Annotated in this window: 21 protein-coding genes and 1 tRNA gene; 5 read left to right on the top strand and 17 right to left on the bottom strand. The window is 71.8% G+C overall.

From position 1 onward, the window contains the following. Positions 1-43: 43 nt before the first annotated feature. The 3 genes from ACIBK8_RS21940 to dcd form a co-directional block, all read right to left on the bottom strand. Positions 44-1,603 (bottom strand): ricin-type beta-trefoil lectin domain protein, encoded by a 1,560-nt coding sequence (locus ACIBK8_RS21940; RefSeq protein ID WP_399043466.1) that lies wholly within the window; start codon positions 1,601-1,603, stop codon positions 44-46. Between the two features lie 167 nt (positions 1,604-1,770). Further along, positions 1,771-2,268: a phosphoribosyltransferase gene (locus ACIBK8_RS21945; protein WP_393684084.1), complete on the bottom strand. Its 498-nt coding sequence runs from the start codon at positions 2,266-2,268 to the stop codon at positions 1,771-1,773. Positions 2,269-2,393: 125 nt separating this feature from the next. Further along, entirely contained in the window at positions 2,394-2,969 is a 576-nt protein-coding gene (gene dcd / locus ACIBK8_RS21950; protein WP_399043467.1) for a dCTP deaminase, read from the bottom strand. 636 nt (positions 2,970-3,605) lie between these two features. Between dcd and ACIBK8_RS21955 the strand changes: the two genes are divergently transcribed. After that, positions 3,606-3,679, top strand: a tRNA-Gly gene (locus ACIBK8_RS21955). A 121-nt stretch (positions 3,680-3,800) separates the two neighbouring features. Here the strand turns inward: ACIBK8_RS21955 and nhaC are convergent. The 3 genes from nhaC to ACIBK8_RS21970 all read right to left on the bottom strand — a co-directional run bounded on the left by nhaC (position 3,801) and on the right by ACIBK8_RS21970 (position 7,229). Next, the gene (gene nhaC, locus ACIBK8_RS21960; RefSeq protein WP_399043468.1) at positions 3,801-5,276 is read right to left on the bottom strand and encodes a Na+/H+ antiporter NhaC; all 1,476 of its coding nucleotides are present in this window, start codon (positions 5,274-5,276) and stop codon (positions 3,801-3,803) included. Between the two features lie 121 nt (positions 5,277-5,397). Then, positions 5,398-6,531: a P1 family peptidase gene (locus ACIBK8_RS21965; protein ID WP_399043469.1), complete on the bottom strand. Its 1,134-nt coding sequence runs from the start codon at positions 6,529-6,531 to the stop codon at positions 5,398-5,400. Next, on the bottom strand, positions 6,528-7,229 hold the full coding sequence (locus ACIBK8_RS21970; RefSeq protein WP_399043470.1) for a GntR family transcriptional regulator: 702 nt from the start codon (positions 7,227-7,229) through the stop codon (positions 6,528-6,530). The genes ACIBK8_RS21965 and ACIBK8_RS21970 overlap by 4 nt, the downstream gene beginning before the upstream one ends. Positions 7,230-7,490: 261 nt before the next feature. Here ACIBK8_RS21970 and ACIBK8_RS21975 point away from each other — a divergent pair, with 261 nt between their 5' ends. Further along, positions 7,491-8,534: an asparaginase gene (locus tag ACIBK8_RS21975; protein WP_399043471.1), complete on the top strand. Its 1,044-nt coding sequence runs from the start codon at positions 7,491-7,493 to the stop codon at positions 8,532-8,534. Here the strand turns inward: ACIBK8_RS21975 and ACIBK8_RS21980 are convergent. The 8 genes from ACIBK8_RS21980 to ACIBK8_RS22015 form a co-directional block, all read right to left on the bottom strand. Further along, complete coding sequence (locus ACIBK8_RS21980; RefSeq protein WP_399043472.1) at positions 8,515-9,747, bottom strand: cytochrome P450; 1,233 nt, start codon at positions 9,745-9,747, stop codon at positions 8,515-8,517. The genes ACIBK8_RS21975 and ACIBK8_RS21980 overlap by 20 nt on opposite strands. Before the next feature lie 79 nt (positions 9,748-9,826). After that, positions 9,827-10,618: an ABC transporter permease gene (locus ACIBK8_RS21985; protein WP_399043473.1), complete on the bottom strand. Its 792-nt coding sequence runs from the start codon at positions 10,616-10,618 to the stop codon at positions 9,827-9,829. Then, on the bottom strand, positions 10,615-11,613 hold the full coding sequence (locus ACIBK8_RS21990; protein WP_399043474.1) for an ATP-binding cassette domain-containing protein: 999 nt from the start codon (positions 11,611-11,613) through the stop codon (positions 10,615-10,617). Before ACIBK8_RS21990 ends, ACIBK8_RS21985 begins: the two co-directional genes overlap by 4 nt. A gap of 86 nt (positions 11,614-11,699) precedes the next feature. Then, positions 11,700-12,224 carry a hypothetical protein gene (locus ACIBK8_RS21995; protein WP_399043475.1) on the bottom strand — a complete coding sequence of 175 codons (525 nt, stop codon included), beginning with the start codon at positions 12,222-12,224 and terminating at the stop codon, positions 11,700-11,702. 78 nt (positions 12,225-12,302) lie between these two features. Beyond that, on the bottom strand, positions 12,303-13,925 hold the full coding sequence (locus ACIBK8_RS22000) for a BCCT family transporter (protein WP_399043476.1): 1,623 nt from the start codon (positions 13,923-13,925) through the stop codon (positions 12,303-12,305). Between the two features lie 234 nt (positions 13,926-14,159). Further along, a complete protein-coding gene (locus ACIBK8_RS22005; RefSeq protein WP_399043477.1) occupies positions 14,160-15,377 on the bottom strand; it encodes a lanthionine synthetase C family protein in 1,218 nt (405 codons plus the stop codon). Further along, on the bottom strand, positions 15,374-18,616 hold the full coding sequence (locus ACIBK8_RS22010; RefSeq protein ID WP_399043478.1) for a lantibiotic dehydratase: 3,243 nt from the start codon (positions 18,614-18,616) through the stop codon (positions 15,374-15,376). Before ACIBK8_RS22010 ends, ACIBK8_RS22005 begins: the two co-directional genes overlap by 4 nt. Positions 18,617-18,730: 114 nt before the next feature. Further along, positions 18,731-18,856 carry a hypothetical protein gene (locus ACIBK8_RS22015; protein ID WP_399043479.1) on the bottom strand — a complete coding sequence of 42 codons (126 nt, stop codon included), beginning with the start codon at positions 18,854-18,856 and terminating at the stop codon, positions 18,731-18,733. A 635-nt stretch (positions 18,857-19,491) separates the two neighbouring features. Between ACIBK8_RS22015 and ACIBK8_RS22020 the strand changes: the two genes are divergently transcribed. Genes ACIBK8_RS22020 through ACIBK8_RS22030 form a run of 3 tightly spaced genes read left to right on the top strand, consistent with a single transcriptional unit; the run spans position 19,492 to position 22,434 of the window. After that, positions 19,492-21,096: a hypothetical protein gene (locus ACIBK8_RS22020; protein ID WP_399043480.1), complete on the top strand. Its 1,605-nt coding sequence runs from the start codon at positions 19,492-19,494 to the stop codon at positions 21,094-21,096. Then, positions 21,093-21,677, top strand: coding sequence for a hypothetical protein (locus ACIBK8_RS22025; protein ID WP_399043481.1), 585 nt, complete (start codon positions 21,093-21,095; stop codon positions 21,675-21,677). The genes ACIBK8_RS22020 and ACIBK8_RS22025 overlap by 4 nt, the downstream gene beginning before the upstream one ends. Before the next feature lie 10 nt (positions 21,678-21,687). Next, on the top strand, positions 21,688-22,434 hold the full coding sequence (locus ACIBK8_RS22030; RefSeq protein ID WP_399043482.1) for a hypothetical protein: 747 nt from the start codon (positions 21,688-21,690) through the stop codon (positions 22,432-22,434). Between the two features lie 19 nt (positions 22,435-22,453). On the opposite strand, the gene ACIBK8_RS22035 is transcribed toward ACIBK8_RS22030, so the two are convergent. The 3 genes from ACIBK8_RS22035 to ACIBK8_RS22045 all read right to left on the bottom strand — a co-directional run bounded on the left by ACIBK8_RS22035 (position 22,454) and on the right by ACIBK8_RS22045 (position 26,413). Next, positions 22,454-24,523, bottom strand: coding sequence for an APC family permease (locus ACIBK8_RS22035; protein WP_399043483.1), 2,070 nt, complete (start codon positions 24,521-24,523; stop codon positions 22,454-22,456). 130 nt (positions 24,524-24,653) lie between these two features. Next, the gene (locus ACIBK8_RS22040; RefSeq protein ID WP_399043484.1) at positions 24,654-25,952 is read right to left on the bottom strand and encodes an SLC13 family permease; all 1,299 of its coding nucleotides are present in this window, start codon (positions 25,950-25,952) and stop codon (positions 24,654-24,656) included. After that, positions 25,949-26,413 (bottom strand): CBS domain-containing protein, encoded by a 465-nt coding sequence (locus ACIBK8_RS22045; RefSeq protein ID WP_399043555.1) that lies wholly within the window; start codon positions 26,411-26,413, stop codon positions 25,949-25,951. The genes ACIBK8_RS22040 and ACIBK8_RS22045 overlap by 4 nt, the downstream gene beginning before the upstream one ends. Positions 26,414-26,516 lie beyond the last annotated feature (103 nt).

The raw sequence follows: 26,516 nt of genomic DNA on the forward strand, positions 1-26,516 counted from the left end.
CCGCTCCCCTTCCCGGAGCGGGGCCCTGGGCCGTTGCGTGCGGCTACGCGTCCCCGAACCGCTGCGCCGCCGAACCGTCGCAGGGCTGGAGCCGCAGCGGGTCCTTCGCGGCGCCCAGCGACAGGCAGAGCGAGGGTGCGCCGGCCGGCCGGTACGACCCCTGGTCGCCCGCGGTGAACTGCTGGTTCGCCGCCCCTGAGCAGTTCCACAGCACCAGCTCCGCACCCGGTTCGTACCGGCCGCCCGGCACGTCGAGGCAGCGGTCATGGGTCAGCCCGACGTGCAGTGACTGCTGCCGGGTGTCGTGCCACCAGTCCTGATTGCGCTGCCCGTTGCAGTCCCAGCCGCCGACGGCCGTCCCGTTGCCGCTCGCGCCGCCGGTCGCGTCCAGGCAGCTGCCGGTTGCGGCGTTGTGCAGCGGCCGGAAGGCGTCGTCCCAGGCCCCCGGGTACAGCTCCGGCTTCCCGGTGCTCGCCGGGTCGGCGCAGGACGCCTCGCGCAGCCCCGCGTCGTAGAGCTGGGTCAGGCAGGACGCGAAGGCGGCGTGCCCCCTGGCGTTGGGGTGGAAGGACTGCCGCACCGAATTCGCGTCCGGCGGGAAGGGGTTGGCGACGTTCACGTACAGGCCGCGCGCCCAGGTGTCCTCCATGCACACCTCGTGCCCGTGGAACAGCCGCGAGGTGTCGAGGTACGTCGCCCCTGCGCCCACCGCGGCCTTGCGCACCCCGCGCTCGAACGCCGGGACCGCGGTGTTCCGCCCCCAGCCCGCGTCGGAGGTGTAACCGGTGCAACCGCCCGGCAACTTGCCCGGAAAGTTGGGATTGTCCTTCACGTCGGGCCCGATCGGGCTCGGATACGACATGACCACCAGCCGGTAGTCGCCCTCGCCGTACCCCGCGTCGCGCATCACCGTCCGCAGGTCGCCGACGGTCCGCTCGACCTTGGGCACCAGACCGTCCACCCGCGCCTGCCAGCCCGGCTGGTACTTCGGCTCGCAGGTGCCCTGGAGCAGGAACCAGCGCGTGACGCAGTCCGTCATCACCGGGCCGAACTGGAGGTCGTCGTTGGCGCCCACCATCAGCACGATCATCTTCAGCCGGGTGTTGCGCGCCGCGACCGCCAGGCTGTCGCTCTGCACCAGCTCATCGGGGTACTGCTTGTCGCCTCCGATGACGATGTTGCCGCTGTACGCACCGGAACAGGCGGCGTTGTACGTGACGTCCGCCGCGATGCCGGTCCGGTGGATCGCCGCGTCCGGCGACCGGTGGCACCAGTTGTCGGGCCCGTCGGTCCCCGGCTCGTACGTGCCCACACCCTCGCCGGAGATCTCGCTGTCGCCGAGCGAGATCAGCGAGGTCTTGCGCTCGTCGAGCGGGCGCACGGCCGGGTCGCCGTACAGGCCGGTGGCCTGCCGCGCCCGGACCGCCTCCAGCTCCGGCGACAGGGGCGCGCCGCCCCCGGTGCCCGCCGTCGCGGTCGGCGCCGCGAGGGCCGCGCCCGTCCCGCCGATCCCGCCGAACACCACGGTCAGCGCCGCCACCACGGCCGCCAGCCGCCGCCGTCCCGTACGTCTCCTGGGCCTCACCGATCTCGCACGCGCCATGGGGTCTCCCCTCCGGTCTGCTGTTACCGCCGGTTTCTACTCGGAGGTAGACACCGGCGGAACACCCGGAGCGGTATTGGCCGAAAGGCGCGGTCGCGGCGCGGGGAACGGGACGGGGAGCGGAACGGGCGCCGGGAAGGACCCCGCCCCGCCCGGCCCAACTCCCGTCAGGCGTCCAGCACTTGGTTGTCCCTGCGGACGACCGGCGGTTCCACACTCCACGGGAAGTTGATCCACTCGTCCGTGCGCTTCCACACGTACTCGCACTTCACCAGCGAGTGCGACTTCTCATAGATCACCGCGCTGCGGACCTCGGCCACGGTCCCCTGGCAGAAGTCGTGCACCAGCTTCAGCGTCTTGCCGGTGTCCGCCACGTCGTCGGCGATCAGCACCTTCTTCTGCGAGAAGTCGATCGCGTTCGGCACCGGCGCCAGCATCACCGGCATCTCCAGCGTCGTGCCGACACCCGTGTAGAACTCCACGTTCACCAGGTGGATGTTCTTGCAGTCCAGCGCGTACGCCAGCCCGCCCGCGACGAACACGCCGCCGCGCGCGATCGACAGCACGACGTCGGGCTCGTACCCGTCGTCGGCGACCATCTGCGCCAGCTCGCGGATCGCCCCGCCGAACCGCTCGTACGTCAGGTTCTCCCGTACGTCACTCACGTATCTCTCTCAGACCTTCTGTCTCTTACGCCCTGTGCGCGCCGCGCCCCGGGGCCGCTGCCCCGCCACCCACACGCCGTACGCCCACACCCGACGGCGCACGCTCACGCCGACCGGGCGTGCCTTCACACCTGAGTACGGTGGAAATTCTTGAAGGACCGCGACGGCGTCGGCCCGCGCTGGCCCTGGTAGCGGGAGCCGTAATGCGCCGACCCGTAGGAGTGCTCGGCGGGCGAGGTCAGCCGGAACATGCACAGCTGCCCGATCTTCATGCCCGGCCACAGCTTGATCGGCAGCGTCGCGACATTGCTCAGCTCCAGCGTCACGTGCCCGCTGAACCCGGGGTCGATGAACCCGGCCGTCGAATGCGTCAGCAGCCCCAGCCGCCCCAGCGAGCTCTTCCCTTCGAGCCGGGAGGCCAGGTCGTCCGGCAGCGTGATGACCTCGTACGTCGAGGCCAGCACGAACTCGCCGGGATGCAGGATGAACGCCTCGTCCCCCTCCGGCACGACCTCACGCGTCAGGTCGGCCTGCTCCACGGCGGGGTCGATGTGGGGATAGCGGTGGTTCTCGAACACCCGGAAGTAGCGGTCGAGACGCACGTCAATGCTGGACGGCTGCACCATCGACTCGTCGTAGGGGTCGATGCGCACCCGACCGGCGTCGATCTCGGCCCGGATGTCCTTGTCTGAGAGAAGCACGGGGACGAGGATACGCGCCCGGCCCCGCCATGGCGCACGGCGCGGCCCCGCCCCGCACACAGCGAGGGTCCGGCCCCACCGGGACCGGACCCTCGCCCGCCACTCCTGCTTCCACTTCCTGCCGGCCGCATGCCGCCATCGGCGGCCGTCGGCCACTTCCTACCGCGGGTGCTTCCTTCCGCTTACCGTCACGGGCCGGCACTGATCACCTGCCGCGCACGGTCCGCAGGACTACCGCTTCGCGTACTCCACCGGAACCGCGTTACGCAGCCGCGCACAGCGCGGGCACCGCAACAGCCGCCCGGGACCGAGCCGGTCGGTGGTCTGCATCGGGAACGAAGCGGTGCTGAACACGTGCCCCTCGGCACAACGGACGACGGTGCGCTCCATCAAGTCCTCTCCCAACTGCGTGGACAACGCCCGCCACATTAGGGGATGAACCGGGCGCCCTTTCACGCGGCACTCCGCCGCCCCACCGTACGCCCCAACTCCCGCACCCCGCAGCCGCATCCCACCCCCGCGACCCCCCTCCGACACCCGTCGCGCTCACGGGTTCCCCACGGGCAGAACACACCGCGATCGGGTCATGGGGTAGAGTGTGCGAAGCTGCACCGCCCTCAATTCGGGCGGTTCTGTGCGGGTGTAGTTTAATGGTAGAACATGAGCTTCCCAAGCTCAGAGCGCGGGTTCGATTCCCGTCACCCGCTCCAACGCGAAGCCCCAGGTCGGTGACCTGGGGCTTGTTTGTTGTCTGGGGTCTTTTCGGGGCGCGTGCCCTAACGGGTCGGCCAGCGGGTCGAGTTGGTGCCCAGAAGGGATTCCTGACACGTCCTAAGAGCTTGCAGGCTCGGCCGGTGTGCTCTTCCCCTGCGTCGGCCTGCTTCGGGTGATGCCTATTCCGGTGTAGCCGCAGATCACTGCGAAGACGGCGCCGAGGTAGCAGAGGAAGGCGTACGGCGCGTAGGAGAGGGTGGTGACGCCCAGGGCGGTCGACATGTACATCCCGGCCTCGCTCCAGGGGATCAGGGGCACCATTACAGTGCCGGAGTCCTCCAGGGTGCGGGAGAGGTTCTTCGGTTCGAGGCCGTGGTCGGCGTAGACCTGTTTGAAGCCCTCGCCGGGGATGAGGATGGTCAGATACGAGGTGCCGGTGGCCAGGGCCACCCCGACCGACGAGCCCACGGTTGCCAGCACGATGCCGCCGGTGCGCCGGACGCGCCTGAGCAGGCGGGTCATCAGGACGTCCATGCAGCCGGCCTCGGTGATGATGCCCGCGAAGGCGAAGCCCGCCAGGCCGATCAGTACGACGCTCGTCATGGAGGCGAGGCCGCCGCGGTTGAGGAGGGTCCGGGCTGCGGCCGGGACCGATTGCGGGGCCCCGCCGTGGGCGGTGAGCATGTCGACGCTGAAGCCGTCGGACGCGGCTGTGCTCAGGTCGCTCAGGGAGAAGCCCTGCACCACGCCGCCGAGCACCGCCGCGACCATGGACGACAGGATGATCGTCGGCAGCGGCGGTTTGCGCAGCACCGCGCCGGCCAGGACCACGAGCGGCGGCAGGAGCAGCAGCGGGCTGAACGTGAACGCCTTGTCCAGGTAGGCGAGGAGTTCCTGCGTCTGCCGGCCCGGTTCCTGCACGGAGTTCGTGTGCTGGGTCAGGCCGAGGAAGAAGTAGATGACCAGCGAGAGGACCGCGGCCGGGACCGTCGTGTAGAGGAGGTGGCGGATGTGCGCGAAGAGGTTGGCGCCCGCGACGACCGGGGCGAGGTTCGTGGTGTCCGACAGGGGGGACATCTTGTCGCCGAAGTACGCGCCCGCCACGATCGCGCCCGCTGTCATGGGGAGCGAGGCGCCCAGTCCGCCCGCCACGCTGATCAGGGCGACGCCGACCGTGCCGACGGAGCCCCATGACGTCCCGGTGAGTGTGGAGACGACGGCGGTGATCAGGAAGGACACCGGAATGATCCAGTGCGGGGCGATCGCCCGGAGTCCGAGGTCCACCATCATCGGGATGGTCCCGCTGACCATCCAGGTGCCGGTGAGCATCCCGATGGATATCAGGATCAGGAGCGCCGGCATCGTCGAGTCGATCTTGCGGCAGATGCCGGCCAGCATCTGCTCCCAGCTCAGGCCGAGCCGCAGGGCGAAGGCGCCCGCGAAGGCGCCGGCGACGATCAGCAGGATCACGGGGTCGAGGTCCAGCCAGACCGTGCCGGTGACCAGAAGGGCGATCATCACGACGACGGGGGTGAGGGCCTGGAGGAAGGTCGGCCTGCGCCGGGACGCCTCGGCCGGAGCGGTTTCTGGCATGAGTCGCTCATTTCGGGGTGGTTGAGGGCAGGGTTCAGCCGGCCGCCGGGTGACCCGGCACGCCGAAAGTGATGAAAGTGGGGAAAGCGACGAAGGTGGTGGAGGGGTGGGGCTGCGGCGGTTACGTCGGGGGGTGCGGCGTCCCGCGCAGCTCGACGGACGCCGGGTGGTGGACGAGGTCGGCGATACGGTCCGCGGGAAGTGCGGGGGCGTGGTGGCCGCGTACGCCGGTCACCGGGCGGGCGGCGAACAGGGAGGCGATGACGGCCTCTTCGGTGGCTTCGGCTGCGGCCCGGAAGAACAGGTCGATCAGAGGGCCGTCCTCGGCGAGGGCCGAGGCGGGGCGGACGGGGCCCGGCGGCCGGTGCGGGACGCGGTGTGTCGTCGACCAGGCCAGGGCGTACTCGCCGCTGCCGTGCTGGACGATGCCGCCGGTGCGGGCCAGGCCGACCGTCGCGCGCTTGGCCATGCGGCGCAGCTGACGGGCGTCGGCCGGGGCGTCCGTGGCGATGAGGACGACGCAGGAGCCGGCGCCGCGCGCGAACTCGGCCTGTTCCCTGGCCTGGTGCGGGGTGAGGGTGCGGCCCACCGGGACGCCGAGCACGGTCAGGTCGTCGGCCAGGCCGAAGTTGGCCAGGACCAGGGCGCCCACCGTGAAGCGGGTGCCGTCGCCGGCGTCGACGAGGCGGGAGCCGGAACCGATGCCCGCCTTCCAGCCGAAGGCCACCATGCCGGTGCCAGCCCCCACCGCCCCTTCCTGCACAGGGCCTTCGGACGCCGCCTTCAGCGCGTCGAGGACGTGGTCAGGGCGCACATGCAGGCCCCTGATGTCGTTGAGCCAGCCGTCGTTGCACTCGAAGACCGCCGGATTGACGGTGCCCGTGGTGGTGCCGATCTCCGGGTGCCCGTCCAGCGCGTGCCGGACCAGGCCCTCGAAGGCGGAGCCGACGCCGAGCGTGTTCGTCAGCGCCAACGGCGTTTCCAGAACGCCCAGTTCGGCTATCTGGCTCAGGCCCGCCGCTTTCCCGAAGCCGTTGGCGACCTCCAGGCCCGCGGCCGGCTTCGCACGGAACAGCGAGCCGGGTGCCGGGACGACGACGGTCACGCCGGTGCGCACCGGCTGCTCCGCGTCGTGGTGATGGAGCGTGCGGTGGCCGACGCGGACGCCGGGTACGTCGGTGAGGGAGTTCGACGGCCCGGGAGGCAGGATGCCGGGGGCGATGCCCAGGTCGCGGGGGCGGGGCGCGCGCGTCACGGTGCGGTACGTCCCGTACGGTGCGCCCCCGGAGCCTCCTCGTTGCGGGCCTCGGATTGCATGGTCTGCAGCAGTTCGGTTTCCACCAGCGCGAGATGGGCCTTCATCAGGCCGGCCGCGAGATCGGCGTCGCCCTCCGCGACCGCCCCCGCCATCGCTTCGTGATCGGTCAGCGAGGTCTCCGTGTGCGCGGTCCGCGAGGTGAGGCCGCTGCGCAGCACGATCACCTGCTGTTGCACCAGCCACACCTGCTCGGCGATGCGCGGGCTGTGCGCCGCCTCCATCAGTGAACGGTGGAAGTCCAGGTCCAAGTCGTACGGCAGCTTGCGTCCCGTCTCGCGGGCCTTGCGGGAGCGCTCGCACACCTTGCGCAGGCGGATCACTTCCTGCGGCCGGCGGCGGTGTGCGGCCATGCGTGCCGCCGCGCATTCGAGGGCCGCGCGCAGTTCGAAGAGCGCCGCCACGTCCTCGGGGCGGGCGGCGAAGACCGCGGCGCCCTTGTTGGGCACGTGCACGAGAAGGCCCTCACTGACCAGTTGCCCGATGGCTTCACGCAACGGGCCTCGGCTGATGCCCAGATCGCGGGCGATTTCCACCTCGTTGAGGCGGGAGCCGGGCGGGAGCACGCCGGTGAGGATCTGCTCGCGCAGCATCTCCACGACTTGTCCCGCCAAGCCGCGGTGGACCAGTCCGGTCACGGGAATCTCCAAGGGGGCGAGGGGCCGGTGTGGTGCTCGCAGTACAGCACTCGCGGGGTCACGAACTGTCGACAGTCCCCACTGCACGTGGTGACAGACGACAGTGGACAGGCGGCGCGGACCCGCTGTCAACGGTTCTCCGGGATCGTCTTTCCTCGTGGCCAACCGTCGACACGTGCAGCAAAAACTGATAACTGTCGACAGTTCGACGGGGCCGTGCCGCCCTGTGCACGGCCCGCGCAACCGACCGGAGGGACGAGCATGACCACCGCACACACCGAGGATTCCGCTGCTCCCTCACGGGCATCGCAGGACACGTACCCCGTGCTCGCAGAGGTCTGGCGCGGCGACTTCCTGGAGTCCGTGCACCACGGATCGGTCGTGGTCATCGACGCCGGCGGCAACGCCGTGCTGACCGCGGGCCCCGTCGCCGTGCCCGTCTACCCGCGCTCTTCCAACAAGCCCCTCCAGGCCGTCGGCATGCTCCGCGCGGGGCTCGGCCTCGACGGTGCGCTCCTCGCGCTCGCCTGCGCGAGCCACTCAGGCGAGACCTTCCACCTCGATGGCGTACACCGCATTCTCGCGGGCGCGGGCCTGACCGAGGACGCCCTGCAATGCACCGCCGCACTGCCCATCGGCGCCGATGCGCAGCCCGCGCACCTGGCCGCCGGACTCGGGCCGAGTCGCATCACCATGAACTGCTCGGGCAAGCACGCCGCCATGCTGGCCACCTGCGTGGCCGCGGGATGGTCCGTGCAGGACTACCTCGACCCCCGCCACCCCCTCCAACTCGCCCTGCGGGACGCGCTGGAGGACCTCGCCGGGGAGAAGTCGACCGCGGTCGGCGTCGACGGCTGCGGGGCGCCCCTGTTCGCGCTCACCCTCACCGGCCTCGCGCGCGCCTTCGCCGCGATCGCGACCGCCCCCGCAGGCAGCCACGAAGCGCGGGTGGCCGCCGCGATGCACGCCCACCCCGAGTACGTCGGCGGTACCGGACGGGATGTCACCACCCTCATGCAGGCCGTTCCCGGCGCCGTCGCCAAGGACGGCGCCGAAGGCGTGTACGCCCTCGCGCTGCCCGACGGTTCCGCGGTCGCCCTCAAGATCGCCGACGGTGGACAGCGGCCCCGGCCCGTCGTCATGACCGCGGCCCTGCGTCACATCGGCGTCGACGTCGACGCCGACCCGCGGCTGTCCGCGCTCGCCACGGCCCCGGTACTCGGACACGGCGAACCCGTCGGCTCCGTACGGCCGTCGGCGGCGCTCGGCCTGCGCACACCGGCGCCTACTTCTCGTCCCAGGTGACGGGGAGGCTCTCCGTGCCGTAGATGTTCGTGTGGGCGCGCAGGGGTACGTCCTCCGGCGGGACGGCGAGCCGCAGCGTCGGGAAGCGGGTGAGCAGCGCCGGGAAGGCGACGGTCATCTCGACGCGGGCCAGCTGCTGGCCCAGGCACTGGTGGGCGCCGTGGCCGAAGGCGAGGTGTCCGATGGCCTTGCGGTGCAGGTCGAGGCGGTCGGGCTCGGGGTACTTCGCCGGGTCGCGGTTGGCGGCCTGGAGCGCGAGGACGACCGTCTCACCGGCCTTGACCAGCCGGCCGTCGATCTCGACGTCCTCCAGTGCGACCCGCAGCATCGGGTCGGCGATGGTCAGATAGCGCAGCAGCTCGTCGACGGCCTGGCCTGCGAGGCTCGGATCGTCGCGCAGGGCGGCGAGTTGACCGGGGTTGCTCAGCAGCGCGAAGGTGCCGAGCCCGAGCATGTTGGCGGTGGTGTCGAGCCCGGCCGCCAGCAGGAGGAAGCCGACGCCGATCAGTTCCTCGTCGGTGAGGTCGCTGTCGGTGAGGTCGCTGAGTATGTCGTCGGTGGGGGCGGTGCGCTTGGCGGCCACCAGCTGGGTGAGGTACGTCTGGATCGCCGTGTAGGCGGCCATTTTGTCCTCCAGGTCCCCGACGAAGATCGTCTCGGCCTGCGCCTGGAAGGAGCCCCGGTCCTCGTACGGCACCCCCAGCAGCTCGCAGATCATGATCGCGGGGATGGGCTTGGCGAACGCGGTCACCAGGTCAGCCGAAGGACCGGCCTGCTCCATGGCGTCCAGGTGGTCGGCGGTGACCTGCTCGACCCGCTCGGTGAGCAGGCGCATCCGCCGGACGGTGAACTTGCCCGTCAGCAGCTTCCGGTAACGGCCGTGCCGCGCCCCGTCCATGTGGAGGAACTCGCCGGGCTCCGCCGGAGGGATCTCGATGTCGCCGATGTCCAGGGACGGGTCGTGCATCAGCTCCTTGCGGGAGCTGAACCGTGCGTCGGCCATGATCGTGCGGCACACGGAGTACCCGGTGGCCAGCCAGCCGATGTGGCCGTCGGGGAAGCGCAGCGGGCGCAGTGGCTGCTCCGCGCGGAACCGCGTCAGCTCGGCGGGCGGGTCGAAGGGGCAGCCGGTGCGGCGGTCGGTCGGCCGTGTCACCGGCTCGTCGTGCGGCGCCGCTTCGGGGGCGGGGTGCGTCGACGGTTCGTTGTGCATGGTGTCCTCCGGTACTGAGTGCTGGGTGTTGCGTGCTGAGTGCCGGGCGCTGGGTGAAGTGGCGTGTGGGGTGGGGCGGTTACCGTCGTGCGTCGCGGTTGAAGGCCGAGCGGGCCCAGAGGTAGCCGGCCAGGGCGAGGCCGACGCACCAGGCGACGGCGATGGGTCCGCTGTTGCCGATGCCGGTGCCCATCAGCAGGCCGCGCAGCGTTTCGATGACCGGGGTGAAGGGCTGGTACTCGGCGAACCAGCGCAGCCCGGTGGGCATGGACTCCGGCGGGACGATGGCGCTGCCGAGGAAGGGCAGGAACGTCAGCGGCATGGGCAGGTTGCTGGCGGTCTCGACGTTCTTGGCGATCAGGCCCATGGCGGCGGCCAGCCAGGTGAGCGCCAGGATGAGCAGGATCAGGATGCCGGCGGTGGCGAGCCACTCCACGGGGGTGGCGCTGGGCCGGAAGCCCATCAGCAGGGCGACACCGACGACCAGCGCGATGCTGACCAGCGTCTGGATGACGCTGCCGACGACATGCCCGGTGAGGAACGAGGCGCGGGAGATCGACATCGTACGGAACCGGTTGACGATGCCCTCGGTCATGTCCGAGCAGATGCTGACCGCGGTGGACAGGGCTCCGGAGGTCGCGGCCATCAGGATGATGCCGGGCGCGATGTAGTCGATGTACGCACCGCCGCCGGTGGGTGTCCCCCCGATGCCGGTGCCCAGGGCGCCGCCGAAGACGTAGGTGAACAGCAGCAGCATCACCAGCGGCATCGCGACGACCGAGACCGTCATGCTCGGGTAGCGCAGCGCGTGCTTCAGGTTGCGCCGCAGCATCGTCAGGGAGTCGCTGACGGCGTAGGACAGGGAACTCATCGGACGTTCTCCTTGCGGGAGTCGATCCCGGCGCCCGACTGGGCCCGGCCGGTGAGGGTGAGGAAGACATCGTCGAGATCGGGGGTGTGCACCGTGAGGGACTCGGCCTTGACCTGCGCGTCGTCCAGGGCGTCGAGGACGGCGCGCAGGGTGGGGAGGTCGCCGTCGCCGGGGATGCGCAGGGTGAGTTCTTCGCTGTCGCGCGCGGCGGAACCGAAGAGCGCGGCGGCCGTTTCGAGTCCGTTCGCGTCGCCGAAGCGGAGACGGATGTGGCCGCCGGGGATGAGGCGCTTCAGCTCGTCCGCGGTGCCTTCGGCGACCAGCTTTCCCTGGTCAAGGACGGCGATGCGGTCGGCGAGCTGGTCGGCTTCCTCCAGGTACTGCGTGGTCAGGAAGATCGTGACGCCGTCGTCGGCGACCAGACCACGGATGATCTCCCACATCGTGCGGCGGCTGCGCGGGTCGAGGCCGGTGGTCGGCTCGTCGAGGAAGATGATGCGCGGGTCGCCGACCAGGGTCATCGCGAGGTCGAGCTTGCGCCGCATGCCGCCCGAGAAGGTGGCGACGGACGTGTCGGCCGCCTCCGTCAGCTCGAAGCGGCGCAGCAGTTCGGTGGCGCGCCGCCGGCCTTCGCGGCGGCTCAGATGGTGCAGATCCGCCATGAGCACGAGGTTCTCGTGGGCGGTCAGCAGGTTGTCCACGGCAGCGAACTGACCGGTGACGCCGATCGCGGCGCGGACGGCGGCGACCTCGCCGGTCAGGTCGTGGCCCGCGATCCGTGCCTGGCCGGCGTCGGCGGAGATGAGGGTGGAGAGGATCTGGACGGTGGTGGTCTTGCCTGCGCCGTTGGGTCCGAGCAGCGCGAAGACCGTGCCCTCGGGGATGTGCAGGTCGATGCCGTCGAGCACCGCTTTGTCGCCGTAGGACTTGGACAGTCCGGTGGCGGTGATCGCCGGCGCGGCGGTGAGCACAGAGGTTGTTCTGATCATGGGCATGACAGTCCTCAGGGAGTGCTGTGTGGGGTGAAGGAGTGGTTGAGGTGGTGCGCGTACCGGGGCAGACGGGAGTTTGACGACAGGGCCTAGCGGACCCAGCCCGTGAAGCCCTGCTGCCCCCGGGCGGGGCGGTCGGCCGGGCGGGCACGCTCGCCCGGCCGCTCCAGCGCGGCGGCGACGGCACGTACGAGCCAGGCGTTGACCGAGAGGCCCTCCTGGCCGGCGGCTTCCTCGGCCCGGGTCTTGAGGTGGGCGGGGAGCCGGAGGTTGATGCGCGCGGTGCCGCCCTCGTCGGTCTCCGCGACCGGAGCCGGCGGGGGCGCGGGGACGCTCTCGGCCTCCCCGGCCCCCTCGAACACGTCGTGTGCCACCGGTGGCGTCACCACGAACTCGGGGTCGAGCCCGCGCAGCCGTACGTCGACCGAGCCCGGCGCCAGCTCGCGGGTGACCTCTCCCATCGCGTCGGACAGCGCGTTCAGCAGCGCCAGCCGGGCGGCCGACTCCAGAGGCGCGGTCAGCCGCCCGGCCAGGGCGCGGGCTTCGTCGCCACCCGCGCCCGCGGCGACCGCGAGATCGCGCCGGAGGTTGTCGACGTAGGGCGTGAGGTCCATGCGCCCACTATGGCACCGCGAAGGCGCCACCACAAGCCTTTGTGGCACCACTTTGGCTCCGATGGCACCACGGTGGCGTCACTCCGGGATGACGCCCTGTTCCCTGGCCATCTCCTTGGCCACGCGCGGGGCGGTCCAGAGGGTCGGGAGCATGATGAAGCCGACGGGTACGGCCGTGATGACGATGAACGACTGCAGGGCGGTGATGCCGCCGTCGCCGACGAGGATGAGGACGGCAGCCGCCGCGCCCATGAGGAGGGCCCAGAAGGCGCGTACCGCGCGGGCCGGTTCGCCGGACGTCGTTCCGGCGGCGGCGATGCTGTAGGACATCGAGTCGGTGGTGGTCACCACGAACGTGATGGTCAGCAGGAGCAGCGCGACCGCGACCACGGCGCCCATCGGGAGCTGCTGGGCCATGGAGATGACGGCGGCGTCCATGCCGACGGCCTTGAGCGGGCCCGAGATGGTGCCGGGGTGCTGCTGTTCGAGGAAGATGCCGGTGCCCCCGAACACGGTGAACCAGAACATGGTGGCCAGCGGGGGGATGACCGCGGTGGAGACCACGAGGTCACGCAGCGTACGGCCCTTGGAGATGCGGGCCACGAAGATCGACATCAGGGGCCCGTAGCCGAGGAACCAGCCGAAGAAGAAGACCGTCCAGGAGCCGAGCCACGCGTGGTCGCCCCGGTTGAGCGCCAGCGGCACGAAGTCCCGTACGTACTGGCCGAACCCGCCGAGGAACGAGTCGAGGACGAAGCCGAGGGAGCCGAGGACGAGGAAGACGGCCATCAGGACGACGGCGAGCCAGACGTTGGCCTTGCTGAAGAACTGGATGCCGCGGTTGACGCCGCTGGCGACGGACAGCACGGCAACGACGGTCAGCAGCACGATGACGCCGAGCTGCACCGGGTAGCCGTTGGGGATACCGAACACCTCGGAGAGACCGTAGGAGACCTGGAGCCCCAGGAAGCCGATCGGCCCGACGGTCCCGGCCACCACGGCGATGACGCAGACGACGTCGACGGCGGCGCCCAGCCGGGAGTGCCGGATGCGCTCACCGAGGAAGGGGTACAGCAGCGTCCTCGGGCGCAGCGGCATGCCGCGTTCCTGGCCGCGGATCATCACGATCGAGGCGAGGGTGCCGAGGACGGCCCAGGCGAGGAAGCCCCAGTGCGCGAAGCTCTGGGAGAGCGCCGCTTCGGTCGCCTGCCGGGTGCCGCTCTCGACACCTTCGTAGAAGGGGGGTGTCGAGACGTAGTGCTGTACGGGCTCGCCCGCCGCGAAGAAGACGCCGCCGCCCGCGAGCAGCGTCGACATGATCATCGCCACCCACTGGAACCTGCCGTACTCCGGACGTGCTCCGGCACCGCCGAGCCGCACCTTGCCGTACCGGGAGAAGCCCAGCCACAGCGCGACGCCGAAGGTGGCGAGCAGCAGCACCTGCCACAGCGGGCCGAACCAGCGCGCGACGAAGGTGAAGGCGGCGTTGACGGCATCGCCGGTGGCCGTGGGGGCGATCAGCGCGGCCAGGACGAAGGCGATGAGCAGCCCGCCGCTGAGGGCGAGCACCGGTATGTCGGTGCGTTTGCGGTCTCCGGGCGGCGGCGTGGGCGGCGTATGGCCGTCTTCGTCGCCGTCCGTGGCGGGATCCGTTCCGGTGGGGGCGGCGGCGGTGGCGGTTCGGGCAGGGGAAGTCGACATGAGGTTCCTTGCTGGGGGCATTCGCGCAGGGGCAGGACGCACCGCAAGGACGCACGCGCTCACGAGACGCAGGACCGCTCGGTGCGCGGGTCAGGGGGGAAGGCTGCTATCCATGGGGCGATCCGGTCAAATTCCGGACAGTCAACCCAAAACCCTCGACGGCCTCTCTGACCTGCGGATTTACGCCCCGGGCGGGGGTGGGGCGGTTGATGAGGATCACTCCTGGCCCGACGGTCAGCTCAGGAGGAGTGCCCCGTCCCAGCCGCTGGCGGGCAGGGTGCCGGTCGCGTAGGCGTGGAGGGCGAGGGCGATGCCTGCGGTGCCGGTGAGGAGGCCGGGGTGGTCGTGGGGGCCGGGGGTGCTGTGGGCGGTGAGGAGTTGGGTGGCGAGGGTGTCGCGGTGGGCGGTCAGGCGGGGGTCGCCGGACGCGGTGGCGAGGGTGTGGCAGAGGTGCAGCAGGCCGGCCCGGCCGTGGCAGAAGGTGGGGTCGGTCACGCGGCGGGGGTGGTCGAGGTCGGCGGCGAGTGCGTCGACCGCGGTCCGCTGGAGGTCGGGGCGGCCGAGTGCCAGGCCGGCGCGGTGGAGGGCGCAGGCGACGCCGGGGGTGCCGTAGCACCAGGCGCTGCGTCCTGGTGGAGGCGGCTCCTTGCCGTAGCGCTCCAGGGGGATCAGTGCGGGCCAGCCGCCTTCGGTGGTGCGCCGGGTGAGCAGTTCGCCGGCGAGGTCGGTCACGGCCCGGCGGACTCCGGGTACGGAGGTGCCGGCGAGCAGGGCGGCGGACAGGACCGCGAGGGGGCCGCTGATGCCGTGCGCCAGGCCGTAGTTGACGTGGCCGCGGGGGAACGCGGGGTCCGGGCCGACCGGTCCTTCGGGGGCCCACCAGCCCGGTACCGGCTCGCCGTCCAGGGACAGCGGGCGGGTGAGACGGACCAGGTAGGACAGCGCTTCGGCCAGCGCCTCCCGGTGGGTTTCCTGTCGTGCCAGCAGCAGCCTGGTCAGTCCGGTGACGCCGCTGACCAGGTCGTACCGGGAGCAGCGCACTCCGGGGCGGCCCGCGGCGAGACGGGTGTGTTCGTCCTTCAGGGCGCGGTGCAGGGCGGCGTCGAGCAGCGGGTCGAGGCGTTCGAGGAGGCCGGCGTAGTGCTGCGGGGCCTGCCGTGCGGTGTGGGCGGCGAAGGCCAGGGCCGGTACGCCGTGGTAGAGGCTGGGGCCCGCCCTGCCCGTCAGGTGTGCGGCGGCCTCGGCCAGGTGCGCGTGGGTGACGGCACGCAACTCCGGTTCGTAGTGGGCGAGTTCGGCGAAAAGCAGCGCGAGTCCTGGGTGCCCGGCGTCCAGGCTCAGCGGGGCCCAGTCCGGGGCGGCTGCGGCGACCCGCTCGGGATCGGCCAGCCGTCCGGCGATCTCGGACACCGCTTCGGCGGCGCGGGCGCGCAGCGGTTCCGTGGCCGTCACCGGGTGTGCCGTCTGCGGTCGGTGTGGGCCTGGGCCGCGCCGCGGGCGATGGCGTGGGCGAGGCGTTCGGCGTTCCGGTCGGTGCCCGCCAGGCGGTTGTGGTGCATGTGCAGCAGGGAGCTGAGCGCCTGGTCGGGGTCCGACCAGCAGCGGTCGCCGAGCCCGCGCAGGAGGTGTCCGTAGCGGGCGGTCGCCTCGGCGCGCTGGTCCCACAGGGCGCGCAGGGCCGCGTCGGCGGTGGGTCCGGGGCCCGCGCGGTAGGGGTCGACCAGGGGCAGGGCCTGGCGGCGGTGGCGGCGGAAGGAGCGCTGGAGGTCCTCGTCCTTGGGGATCGTGCGCAGCAGCCAGTCCGCGCCGGTGGGGAGCGGGGGGACGCCGGACGGCAGGGCACCGCCGGGCAGGTGGGCCGGGTGCGGGGTGTCGGGCGCCGTCGGCCCGGCGTCCGGCAGGTGGAAGGCGCGGGCCAGATCGGCGAAGCCCGCGGCGGCGAGGAGGAGGGGGTCGGTGCCGTCCTCGCGGGTGTGGCGGCGCCGGAGGTGTTCCAGGACGGCGAGGCTGTCGGCGTGGAAGACCCGCTCGGCGGCGGCCATGGCATCGGGGCCGCCGTAGCGCTCCAGTTCCGGGTCGTAGCTGTCCCACACCACGCGGCCGGTCAGGCCGCCCGTGTGCAGCGCCGCGGCCCTCTCGTGCAGGAGCGGCAGCAGGTCCCCGGCCAGCACGGACGGCGGGGCGTGGAAGCGCAGGCGCAGGTGCGGGCCCGCGGCGTCCTGGTAGCGGAGGAAGAACCAGCGGTCGACCTGGTCGGGCAACTGGCCTAGCAGCGGCGGGAGTTGGGTGGCGAGCAGCTCTTCGTGGCGTTCGGCGGGGGTGTAGAGGCAGAGCTGGAGCCATTCGCCGCCCGGCAGGTGCACGGTGCCGGGCGGGCGCGGCGGTGCGGGGCGGCGTGGGGGCCGTACGGCGGCGGGCGGGTCCTGGCGGGGGCTCGTGCCGAGCAGCGGGATGACCACCTCGGTGTGGTGCGCGCCTTCGGGCCCGTGCAGCCAGCCGTCGGGGAGTCCGGCGGCGTCGGCGGGGGTCTCGCGCAGTTCGGCCCGGTCGGTGCGCAGCAGTTCGTGGCGCAGCAGTTGCGGGTGGCCCGGCAGGGTCAGGTCGAGGGAGACGAAGCGGTCCGCCCAGCCGACCTGTACCCGGTCGGGGACGTGCCAGCGCCGCTGCCAGTCGCGGAAGGTCTGCCACCATCGGTCGAACGGGGGCTCGGTGGCGCGGAGTCGGGCATCGGGGCGCCAGCGCGCCGGGCTGAGCACGGTGCGCCCGTAGCGGACCCGCGGCAGGTGGGGCAGGATCTCGGCGCCGCCCCAGTGCCACGTCTGCCAGCGGCGGCGCCCGCTCGCGGTGATCTCGCAGACGAAGCGCGCCGCGTTGGGCAGGTCCCACTCCGGGTTGAGCATGTGGAAGACGGCGGGGTCGACGCGGCGTCCGGTGACCGCGTCGACCAGGAGGAGCCGGTCGTGGTCGGCGCGTACGGCCAGGTGGCGCGGGTCGAGTACGCCGGGGTCGTCGGGGTCGGCGAAGCAGCCGACCGGCAGGACGCGGTCCAGCCACTGCGGCACCTGTGCGACGTTGCCGACCCGGGACCTGCCGGGCCGGAAGGCGACCTGGGCGCGCAGCGCGTCCCCGTCCCCCGGCGCTTCCCCCTCCTCGGCGCGTACCAGTGCGGCGAGTTCGGCGTCGGCTCCGTCGCCGAGCAGGTAGCCGAACCGGCCGAGCAGCGCTCCGGCCTGCCGGGAGCTGTTGGCCTGGACGAGCCGGAAGTCGCCGCGGGCCAGCGCGTCGGTGTCCGCGGCCAGCAGGTGGACGGCCATCTCCAGCGACTCCGGTGGCCTGCCGCCGTCCGTGGCGAGGAGGCGTACGGCGGGGTGGTCGTCGTCCAGCACCACTTCGGACCCGCCGTCCAGCAGGGCCTGTTGGGCCAGTTCGGCCAGCACGCGGTCGCGTTCCGCGTCCGGCGCGGCGGGCGGGACGGTGCGCGGGCTGGGCGGTCGCCGGTAGCCGGCCGGTGCGCCCAGGCCGGTGTCCGGGTCGAGCAGGTCGGTCAGCGGCACGAGGCGGTCGGTGCCGTAGCGATGCAGGAACGCCTGGTGGTACTCGCGCAGGTGCGCGGGGCCCGTCGTGTCAGGGGTCAGGCGCCACAGCAGCCCGGCGGCGCGGGCGGCCTCGTCGGCGACGTCGGCGGGCAGCCGCGCCTCGGCGTCCAGCGCGAGGTCTACCTGGAGCAGCTGGGGCCGCTCCCGCAGGTCCCGCATCCGCGCGGTGACCTTCTCCAGGGCCGGTCCTCCGGCGCCGGCGGGGCGGGTCGCGTAGTGCGCCAACTCCTCCTGTACGGCGAGCAGTTCGGCGTATTCCGGGAGGGCTTGGGGGAGTGCCCCCGCGCAGGCGCGCAGGACGTGTCCGAGCGGGTCGGTCTCCTCCAACGGCGGGCGGGCATCGGTCAGCAGGATGTCCTTGCCGACCAGTTGCACCAGCAGACCGTCCACCGCGTCCGCGGTCGCGGTGGGGAACCGCGCCAGCAGCGTCCGGGCCAGCTCCGCGCCGGACACCGGGCGGCGGGCCAGTTCCAGGACGGCCGCGACCACGCGCGTGTGCCGCAGGCTGACCTCCTGAACGGTGCCGGCCGCGCCCTCCTCCTGGGCGGACTGCGGCACGTACGGCAGCACCAGCCGTCCGCCGCGCACCCGGCACAGCGCGTTGGCCACCACGCGCAGTTCGCGCAGCACGCCGGGGCGCCGCTCCCAGGCGGCCACCAGGCCGGTCAGCCACTCACGGTCGGGGCGCACCACGCGGCGGTGCGCGGCGCCGAAGCGCACGTCCGGCATCTCGCCCGGCCCGGCGAAGCGCACCGGGGCGACGCCTGCCATCAGCCCGAAGGGGGTGGCGCGGGTGCTCATCCGCAGCCGGTAGGAGGTCAACGCGCGTACGGCGCGGCGGAGTTGGGTGAGCGGTACGTCCTGCCCCGCGTCCAGGACCCGGCGCAGCAGGCCGGCGAGGGAGGGGCTGGAGACCTCGACCGCCTCGCGCACCGGCGGGCCGTCCACCAGCGCGCGCAGCGCGGCCAGCAGCCCGGCGGCCTCGTCCGTCCCGGGGTCCGGGGCGGGCAGGGCGACGCGGGCGGCGTCCACCGGGCGGACAGGGGCGCGCAGCATGCCGATACCGGCGGCCTGGAAGAGGGACTGCTGGGACATCTGCGGGCGCTCCTTACCTCCGGTGCGGGGCCGACGCGCCGCGCCCTGCGAGCGGCGACGCGGTCAAGGGCCGGGGCCCGTCGGCGGTGCGCCGCGGGCCCCGGTACCGCCGGATCAGCAGCCGCAGGTGTGGGTGAGAATCACCGTGGTGGTCTCGGCCTTGGCGGCGGTGTCGGCCTCCTCGTCGGTGAGGAGCTCGCGGATGTCGAGGTCGAAGTCTTCCAGCATGGCAGTAGGCATATCAGCTCTCCTGTCGTGGGAAATGGGAGGGGTGGTGCACAGCGGGGAAATGACACACCGCAGGCCGGAAAGGCCAGCGTATTCCGGTGAACTCCCCTGTGCTGCATGCCCTTTGATCAGGCGGTCGCAACCGTAGATCTGGCTGATTCCGGCTGTCAACAGTCACCGGAAGATTAACGGGGTGCTTACTTCACGCAAATTGAATGGCGTCCGTGCATATACCGGCACCCACCGGCGACGATGAGTGGGCAAACGCCGGACTCTCACAAATTCATCAAAAGAAGTGACGTGGATCCTGATGATTGCGGGGCGCATTAATCCGCCACCGAAGAAAGGCGAATTACGTCACGGATTTCCGGCGGTGGATGTCCCATAAACATGACGCCGGATGTCCCCGTAAAGAGTCCGACGGAATCGGTCACGACGGATCACCGCCACTCCGGGCGCACCGCCCGCCACTTCACCGCCCGCCGCCGCTTCGCCACCCGTCGCCCCGCCCCGCGACCACCCCGTCCGGGCACCTGGCAGGCCCGGCGAAACCCCTACCTGCCCACCCCGCCAGTCGCTATGCTATGGCCTGAAAGTGCGTCAACTCCCGGCATCTGGGCCGGAGTTCGGCGATCGGGGGACAACTGATGTCCGAATCTGGCATGCCTTGCGCCCGCAGTGAAGCCACCCGGCTGCTCTGCGCCGGCGTCTATCTCGACAACACCTTCCGCAGTTCCGTGATCGAACAGCTCGTGCAGCACGAGGAGCGGCCGATCGCGCCGTCGGTGGGGGTGGACGCGGTACCGGTCCTCGCGCACGCGCTGCGCGCCCGGAAGCTGGAGGTACCCACCGCCCTCCTGCTGCTGTGCGTCTGGGTGGGCTTCTTCGTCATCGACTACGCGTACGGCTCCCCTTGGGGGGAGATGGCCATGGCGTGGCCGCTCGGGTACGGCGCGCTGTGCCTCGTGATGTGGAGCGTGCGGGCGAGCAGCGGCCTGGGCACCGCCGTCTACACCGTGGACCGGACCACGCTGCGCGCCGCGGTACCGGGGCAGCGCGGCCGGCTGCTGGCCCTGGCCCCGATCGGCTCCCGGGTGCTGGTCGCGGTGTACTGGGCGCTCGCCCTGACGGGCTTCGTCTTCGGCTCGGCGGCCAACTGGCCCGCCGTCCTCTTCCCGATACTGATCGCGCTGACGATCTGGCTGCACCGCACCCGCGTCTCGGGGGTGCTGCGCAGCGAGCTGGGCCGCGAGGAGTTCGCCGAGCTGCCGCGCGCCGAGCTGCCTCCGTACGACCGCTACCGGCGGATCAGCGCGTCCGTGGAGCGCGAGCAGCACGCCGGGCTCACCATCTACGACCCCTTCCGCCCGTTCATCGGCGTGGGCTCGCCCTACGAACCCTGGTCGTTCGCGCTGGAGTTGAAGCGCAGGGGCAGTGCGGAGCCGGGCCTGGCGCCGCTCACCAGCGCCCAGGTCATCGAGTTGATCAGGCCACGCCTTGAGGCGCTGCGGGACGCCGCGGCGGCCACCAGCCTCGACCGGCTCAAGGACATGGAGATCAAGGAGTTCGTGTACCTGCCGGCGGGGGTGACGCGGGCGGACGTGCCCTACGACGTGGAGACGGTGCGGCAGCACCTGCGCGAGGCGGTGGACGAGGGCGGCGAGGCGCGGCGGCACTTCCTGCGGATCAGGGTCGGCGCGGACGAGCAGGTCGTGGTGTCGGTGCTGGTGCGCGTCCACACCCAGGGCGGGATGCTCGTCCTGGAGGTCGTGCCGCATGTGCTCAATCCGGTGCGTCCCGAGTACCGGGCGGTCGACGTGATCGCCGAGCACAGCACGGAGAACCTGGTACGCGACGGCGTGCGGGCCCTGCTGAGCGCCCCGACCGCCAGTTTCGCCGCCGCGGTCTCCGCCGTGCGCACCCTGGTCTCGGCGTTCATGATCTGGCTGATCGAGCCGGAACGGGCGCTGCCCGACGGCCCGGTGACGTCGGTGCGGGAGCTGGGCAGCACCAAGGACATCTCGCTCTTCCAGGAGATGGACATCAGCCGGTACGTGAAGACGATCCAGGACCGGATCGCCAGCGGCGTGGGCGACGCGCTCAGCAGCAAGGGCTACGAGACCGAGCGCTTCGACCGGCAGGTGGTCCAGGTCAGCGAGGGCAACGTCTTCATCGGCACCATGAGCGGCGGCGCGGTGGCCGCGGGGCAGGGCGCGAAGGCCAAGCACGGCCCGGGGGGCGAGAAGTCGTGACAACGGACCCGAACGAGCAGGGCGAGCGGGACGACGGCGGGCGGCGGACGGCCGATGAGCCCGCGCGGACGGGCGGGGCGGACCGGGGCGGCATCGTCATCGGCCTGATGACGGGCGGCGCCGTCGCCGCCGGCGAACGGGCACGGGCCGAGGACAGGTCCGACCGCGCCCCGGCACCGGCACCCGCGGCCCCGGCGCCTGCGGGGGCGACGCCGCCTCCGTCCGGCATCGCCATCGGCACGATGACGGGTGGCGCGGTGGCCGCCGGCCCGGAGGCGCACGCGCTGGACGCGTCCCGCCGCCCGGTCCTCGCCTCCCCCGAACTGGTGCGGGCGCTCGCGGAGTTGCGCGCCGAGCTGCCCGTCGCGGCCACCGGTTCCGACGGCGACGGCGACGACCATGCCATCGCCGAACTCACGGATCAGCTCACGCTGCTGGAAGGCGGGATAGCGCGGACGCAGCAGGCCGAGCGCGGACGCCTGGAGCGACTGCGGGCACTGCTGACCAGCGGCAGCACACTTGCCGGCGGACTGGCTTCGGCGGTGGCCGTCGTCCAGGCGATCTCCGCACTGCTGGGATGAGGGGGACAGGATGAGCTATTGGGACACGGACCGGCAGGAGTGGGTGCGGGGCACCCCGCCGGCGGCGGCACCCGGGCGGCCTTTCGGGACGAAGGAAGCGGACGGGACGACGTCGCGGAAGTCACCGGAGCGCGCCAAGTGGTCGCATGCCACGCTGCTGACGACCGTGGTCGCGACGGTCCTGACGGTGGCCGTGGTGGGCTTCGGCGGCTGGTCGCTGCTGCACCACGGCGACGCGGAACCCGACTGGCCGGTCAGCCCGAGCGCGGGCACCGAAACCGCCTACCCCACCTCCTACCCCACCGCCTATCCCACTGCCTACCCCACCTCCTACCCCAGCGCCATGCCGTCGCCCGGGATCGAGCCGGGCGGCATCTCGGGCGGCGCATCGGGCGCGTCTGCCGACCCGTGCAGCGCCCCCGGCGCATCGGTCTCCGCCCAGTGGCAGCTGGGCACCGGCACCCCCGAGACCGGCACGGGAATGAGAGCCTGCCGCTGGCAGTCGCCCTACGGCACCTTCACTCTCGTGTACTCGTCGGGAGCCCTCAGCATCAGCGGGACACCGACGCCGATCCCGGTCAGCGGCGCGCCGTCCGCGGAGGCCGCGCCCAACGAGGCCGGGAACGGCTGCCTGGTCAAGTGGCCGACGTCGTTCGGGCAGCTCACCCTCGGCGCCTACCAGGCGGACGCGACGGAGGACATGTGCCGTCTCGCCGCCGCGTTCGGCAGCGCGCTGGCACCGGGCCTGCCGGGCTGACCGCGGCCGGTGCCAGGCGTCACCCGGCGCCGGACTCCGGGGGCGTGCCGCGCCCCCGGCCGGTGCCGCGCCGCGCCCAGGCGGCCAGCGCGGGCTCGCCGCGGCGGACCGAGCCCGGGGCGCGCACGCTGGGCCGCGGTGGCCTGCGGGTGGAGGAGCGGAGCTGCCAGGGGACGCTGGTGACCATCACCCCTGGCGTGAACAGCAGCCTGCTCTTGAGCCAGAGCGCCGACTGGTTGTGCAGGAGGTTCTCCCACCAGCGCCCGACGACGTATTCGGGGATGAAGACACTGATCACGTCGCGGGGGCCGGCCCGGACGATGGAGCGGACGTACTCGACGACGGGGCGGGTGATCTCGCGGTACGGGGAGGCCAGGGTCTTCAGGGGCGTGTCGAAGCCGGCCGCCTCCCACTGCGCGGTGAGGGCGTCGAGTTCGCCGCGGTCGACGGCGACGGTGAGGGCTTCCAGCGTGTCGGGCCGGGTGGCGCGCGCGTAGGCCAGCGCCCGCAGCGTCGGCTTGTGGATCTTGGATACGAGTACGACGGCGTGCACCCGCGAGGGCAGCACCAGCTCCGTCCGCGGGTCGGCGACGGCGAGTTCGGCCGCGGTGCGGTCGTAGTGCCGGCGGATGCCGCGCATCATCAGCCACAGGATGACGGCCGCCAGCACCGCCAGGTAGGCGCCCTGGAGGAACTTCGTGAGCAGCACGACGACCAGCACCAGGCCGGTGACCACGGCACCCAACGCGTTGATGGCGCGGGTGAGTTGGTGGCGGCGCCGCACGGCCGGGTCCTGCTCGGCGCGCAGGGCGCGGTTCCAGTGCCTGACCATGCCGGTCTGGGAGAGCGTGAAGGAGGTGAAGACGCCCAGGATGTAGAGGTGGATGAGCTGGGTGACGGAGGCGTGGAAGGCCCAGAGGAGGGCGCCGGCCACCACCGACAGGGCGACGATGCCGTTGGAGAAGGCCAGCCGGTCACCGCGGGTGTGGAGCTGGCGCGGCAGATAGCGGTGCTGGGCCAGGATGGACGCCAGCAGGGGGAAGCCGTTGAAGGCGGTGTTGGCGGCCAGCACCAGGACCAGGGCGGTGGCGGCCTGGAGGTAGAAGAAGCCGACGCTGTGCACGCCGCCGAAGATCGCCGCCGCGAGCTGGGCGATGACGGTGCGCTGCGGGGTGCTCGCGCAGTCACCGGTGAAGCCGGTCAGGCGGCAGGTGTCGTCGGTGATGTGGACGTCGGCGATCAGGGCGAGCGCGGTGATGCCGGAGAACATCACGATCGCGATCAGGCCCATCACGCTCATCGTGGCGGCGGCGTTCTTCGACTTGGGCCTGCGGAACGCCGGGACGCCGTTGGAGATGGCCTCGACCCCGGTCAGCGCGGTGCAGCCGCTGGAGAACGCCCGCAGGCCCAGCATGAGCAGCGCGAATCCGGCCAAGTGGGCGTCTCCCGGCGCGGGTTCGACGCCGTAGCGGGCGGATTCCGCCACCGGCGCGTCGCCGACGGCCCAGCGGAAAAGGCCCGTGGCGCACATGAGAAGCACCCCGGCGATGAAGAGATAGGTGGGCGCGGCGAAAGCGCGGCCGGATTCCCTTACCCCGCGCAGATTCACCGTCGCGAGCAGGGCGACGAATACCAGCGCCATCCCCGTCCGGTATTCGTGGAGGGCCGGAATTGCCGAGATGATGTTGTCCACACCCGACGCGATGGAGACGGCGACCGTCATCACGTAGTCGACGAGCAGGGACGCCGCCACGACGAGCCCCGCCGACGGGCCGAGGTTGGTCGACACCACCTCGTAGGAGCCGCCGCCCGACGGATACGCGTACACGACCTGGCGGTAGGACAGCACCACCACCGCCAGCAGCGCGACGACGGCGAGCGCCGCCCAGGTGGCCAGGTGCAGGGTGGCGAGCCCCGCCAGGGTCAGCACCAGCAGGATTTCCTGTGTGGCATAGGCGACCGACGACAGCGGGTCGGAGGCGAAAATCGGCAGTGCGAGCCGTTTGGGCAGCAGCGTCTCCTGGAGCCCTTCACTCGGCAGCGCCCGCCCGATGAGTAACCGCTTTACCGCATCCACGATTTTGGCCACGCCGGCGAGCGTAAAGCCACGGCACCGCCCGCATCGGCTCCGGCGCGGCCGGCCCGCGCTTTACCGCCGTATTTCCGTCGCACAGCACCCGGTCCGTCAATGCGGATATCGCGGCGGGCCCGGCGGCGCCTCATGCCAGCGCGAAATACCGCAGCCAGATGTATCCGGCGGACAGCGCGACGGTGACCGCGGTGACGACGAGGCCGTATTTGGTGAACTGCCAGAAGCCGATGGGCTGTCGGTGGCGTTCGGCGATGCCGAGGACGACGACGTTGGCGGACGCGCCGATCGCGGTGGCGTTGCCGCCGAGGTCGGCGCCCAGCGCGAGGGCCCACCACAGGACGTGGTCGGCGCCGCCGCCCATCTGGTGGACCAGGTCCTGGGTGATGGGGGCCATGGTCGCGACGTAGGGGATGTTGTCGACGACGCCGGACAGTACGGCGGACGCGCCGAGCAGGACCATCGAGCCGCCGGCTTCGTTGCTGCCGATGGTGTCGGCGAGCGCCTTGGAGACCTGTCCGATGACGCCGGTGTCGATCAGCCCGCCGATCATGATGAACAGTCCCGCGAAGAAGGCGAGCGTGGGCCACTCGACCTCGGTCAGCACGTCGCCGGTCCGCACGGACGAGACGGCGACGAGCAGACCGGCGCCGAGGAGCGCGACGATGCTCGGCTCCATGTACAGCACGGGATGCAGCACGAACCCGGCCACGACCAGCAGCAGCACGGCCAGGCCCTGGGCGAGCAGCCGCCGGTCCTTCAGGACCTCGCGCTCGTCCAGCTCCATGATTTCGGCGGCCCGGTCCGCGTCGTAGACGAAGGTCTTGCGGAAGAGGAAGCGGCACAGGGCGATCAGGACGACGATCAGGAACGCGCTCAGCGGGGCCAGGTGGACGAGGAAGTCGTTGAAGGTCAGTCCGGCGCGGCTGGCGATGATGATGTTGGGCGGGTCGCCGACGAGGGTGGCGGTGCCGCCGATGTTCGACGCCAGCACCTCGGCGATCAGGAAGGGCGCGACGGGCAGCGCGAGCCGCTCGCACACGAGGAGGGTGACGGGGGCGACGAGCAGCACGGTCGTGACGTTGTCCAGCAGTGCCGAGGCCACCGCCGTGATCACTATCAGCATGACCATCACCCGGAACGGCCGGGCACCGGCTCTCTTGACGGCCCAGATCGCGAGGTATTCGAAGATGCCGGTCTTCTTCAGTACGCCGACGATCATCATCATCCCCATCAGCAGGAAGATGACGTTCCAGTCGATGCCGCTGTCCTCGGAGTAGAACGCGGAGACGTCGTCGGTGGCCCCGATCGCGAGCATCAGCCCCGCACCGCCGAGCGCGGCGGCGACCCGGTGCACCTTCTCGCTGATGATCAGGGCGTAGGTGCCGGTGAAGACGACGATCGCCGCCCAGCTCTGCCAGTCGTTCATGTCTCTCCGAGGAGTCGGGTCACAAGGTGCGAGGCGGTGATCACCCCGATGAGGCGCCGGTTGCGCCCCTGCCCTTCCGTCGCCACCACCGCCACCAGAGGGCTGCGGACCTGCGCCATGAGCGCGGCGACTTCGAGCGCCGTGTCGTCGGGGTCGGCGACCGGCAGCGGGAGTGCCGTGGCGGGCAGGCAGTCACCGACGCGGCGGCCGTCCAGCGCCCGGCCCAGGCGGTCGGCGTGCTTCTCGTCGATGAGGGCGGCCAGCGCCGGGTCATCGATGACGTAGTCGGGCACCAGCGTCCTGACCACCTGCGAGGCGGGCAGGATCGCGGCGGGCGCGCCGGCGGCGTCGACCACCAGCAGGGCGGGCAGCTGCTGACGGGCCATCAGCCGGGCGGCGTCGAGTGCGTCGCTGTCGATGCCGACGGACGGGTAGTCGACCGCGAGGTCACGTGCGCGCATGGTGGCTCCTTCGGATTCCGGAATGTCCTGCGCCTCATCGTCGGCCGCTACGGCGATGCCGACGGAGTCATTGACGCGGAACATACGGGCCACCGGAGCCACC

The sequence above is a fragment of the Streptomyces sp. NPDC050161 genome (assembly GCF_044460025.1).
GTDB lineage: Bacteria > Actinomycetota > Actinomycetes > Streptomycetales > Streptomycetaceae > Streptomyces.

What these genes read in the sequence shown, in the direction of transcription:
- ACIBK8_RS21940 (WP_399043466.1), bottom strand. Translation starts at nt 1,603, where the DNA reads ATGGCGCGTGCGAGATCGGTGAGGCCCAGGAGACGTACGGGACGGCGG.
- nhaC (WP_399043468.1), bottom strand. Translation starts at nt 5,276, where the DNA reads ATGCCAGAAACCGCTCCGGCCGAGGCGTCCCGGCGCAGGCCGACCTTC.
- ACIBK8_RS21975 (WP_399043471.1), top strand. Translation starts at nt 7,491, where the DNA reads ATGACCACCGCACACACCGAGGATTCCGCTGCTCCCTCACGGGCATCG.
- ACIBK8_RS21980 (WP_399043472.1), bottom strand. Translation starts at nt 9,747, where the DNA reads ATGCACAACGAACCGTCGACGCACCCCGCCCCCGAAGCGGCGCCGCAC.
- ACIBK8_RS21985 (WP_399043473.1), bottom strand. Translation starts at nt 10,618, where the DNA reads ATGAGTTCCCTGTCCTACGCCGTCAGCGACTCCCTGACGATGCTGCGG.
- ACIBK8_RS21990 (WP_399043474.1), bottom strand. Translation starts at nt 11,613, where the DNA reads ATGCCCATGATCAGAACAACCTCTGTGCTCACCGCCGCGCCGGCGATC.
- ACIBK8_RS21995 (WP_399043475.1), bottom strand. Translation starts at nt 12,224, where the DNA reads ATGGACCTCACGCCCTACGTCGACAACCTCCGGCGCGATCTCGCGGTC.
- ACIBK8_RS22000 (WP_399043476.1), bottom strand. Translation starts at nt 13,925, where the DNA reads ATGTCGACTTCCCCTGCCCGAACCGCCACCGCCGCCGCCCCCACCGGA.
- ACIBK8_RS22010 (WP_399043478.1), bottom strand. Translation starts at nt 18,616, where the DNA reads ATGTCCCAGCAGTCCCTCTTCCAGGCCGCCGGTATCGGCATGCTGCGC.
- ACIBK8_RS22015 (WP_399043479.1), bottom strand. Translation starts at nt 18,856, where the DNA reads ATGCCTACTGCCATGCTGGAAGACTTCGACCTCGACATCCGCGAGCTC.
- ACIBK8_RS22020 (WP_399043480.1), top strand. Translation starts at nt 19,492, where the DNA reads ATGTCCGAATCTGGCATGCCTTGCGCCCGCAGTGAAGCCACCCGGCTG.
- ACIBK8_RS22030 (WP_399043482.1), top strand. Translation starts at nt 21,688, where the DNA reads ATGAGCTATTGGGACACGGACCGGCAGGAGTGGGTGCGGGGCACCCCG.
- ACIBK8_RS22040 (WP_399043484.1), bottom strand. Translation starts at nt 25,952, where the DNA reads ATGAACGACTGGCAGAGCTGGGCGGCGATCGTCGTCTTCACCGGCACC.
- ACIBK8_RS22045 (WP_399043555.1), bottom strand. Translation starts at nt 26,413, where the DNA reads ATGCGCGCACGTGACCTCGCGGTCGACTACCCGTCCGTCGGCATCGAC.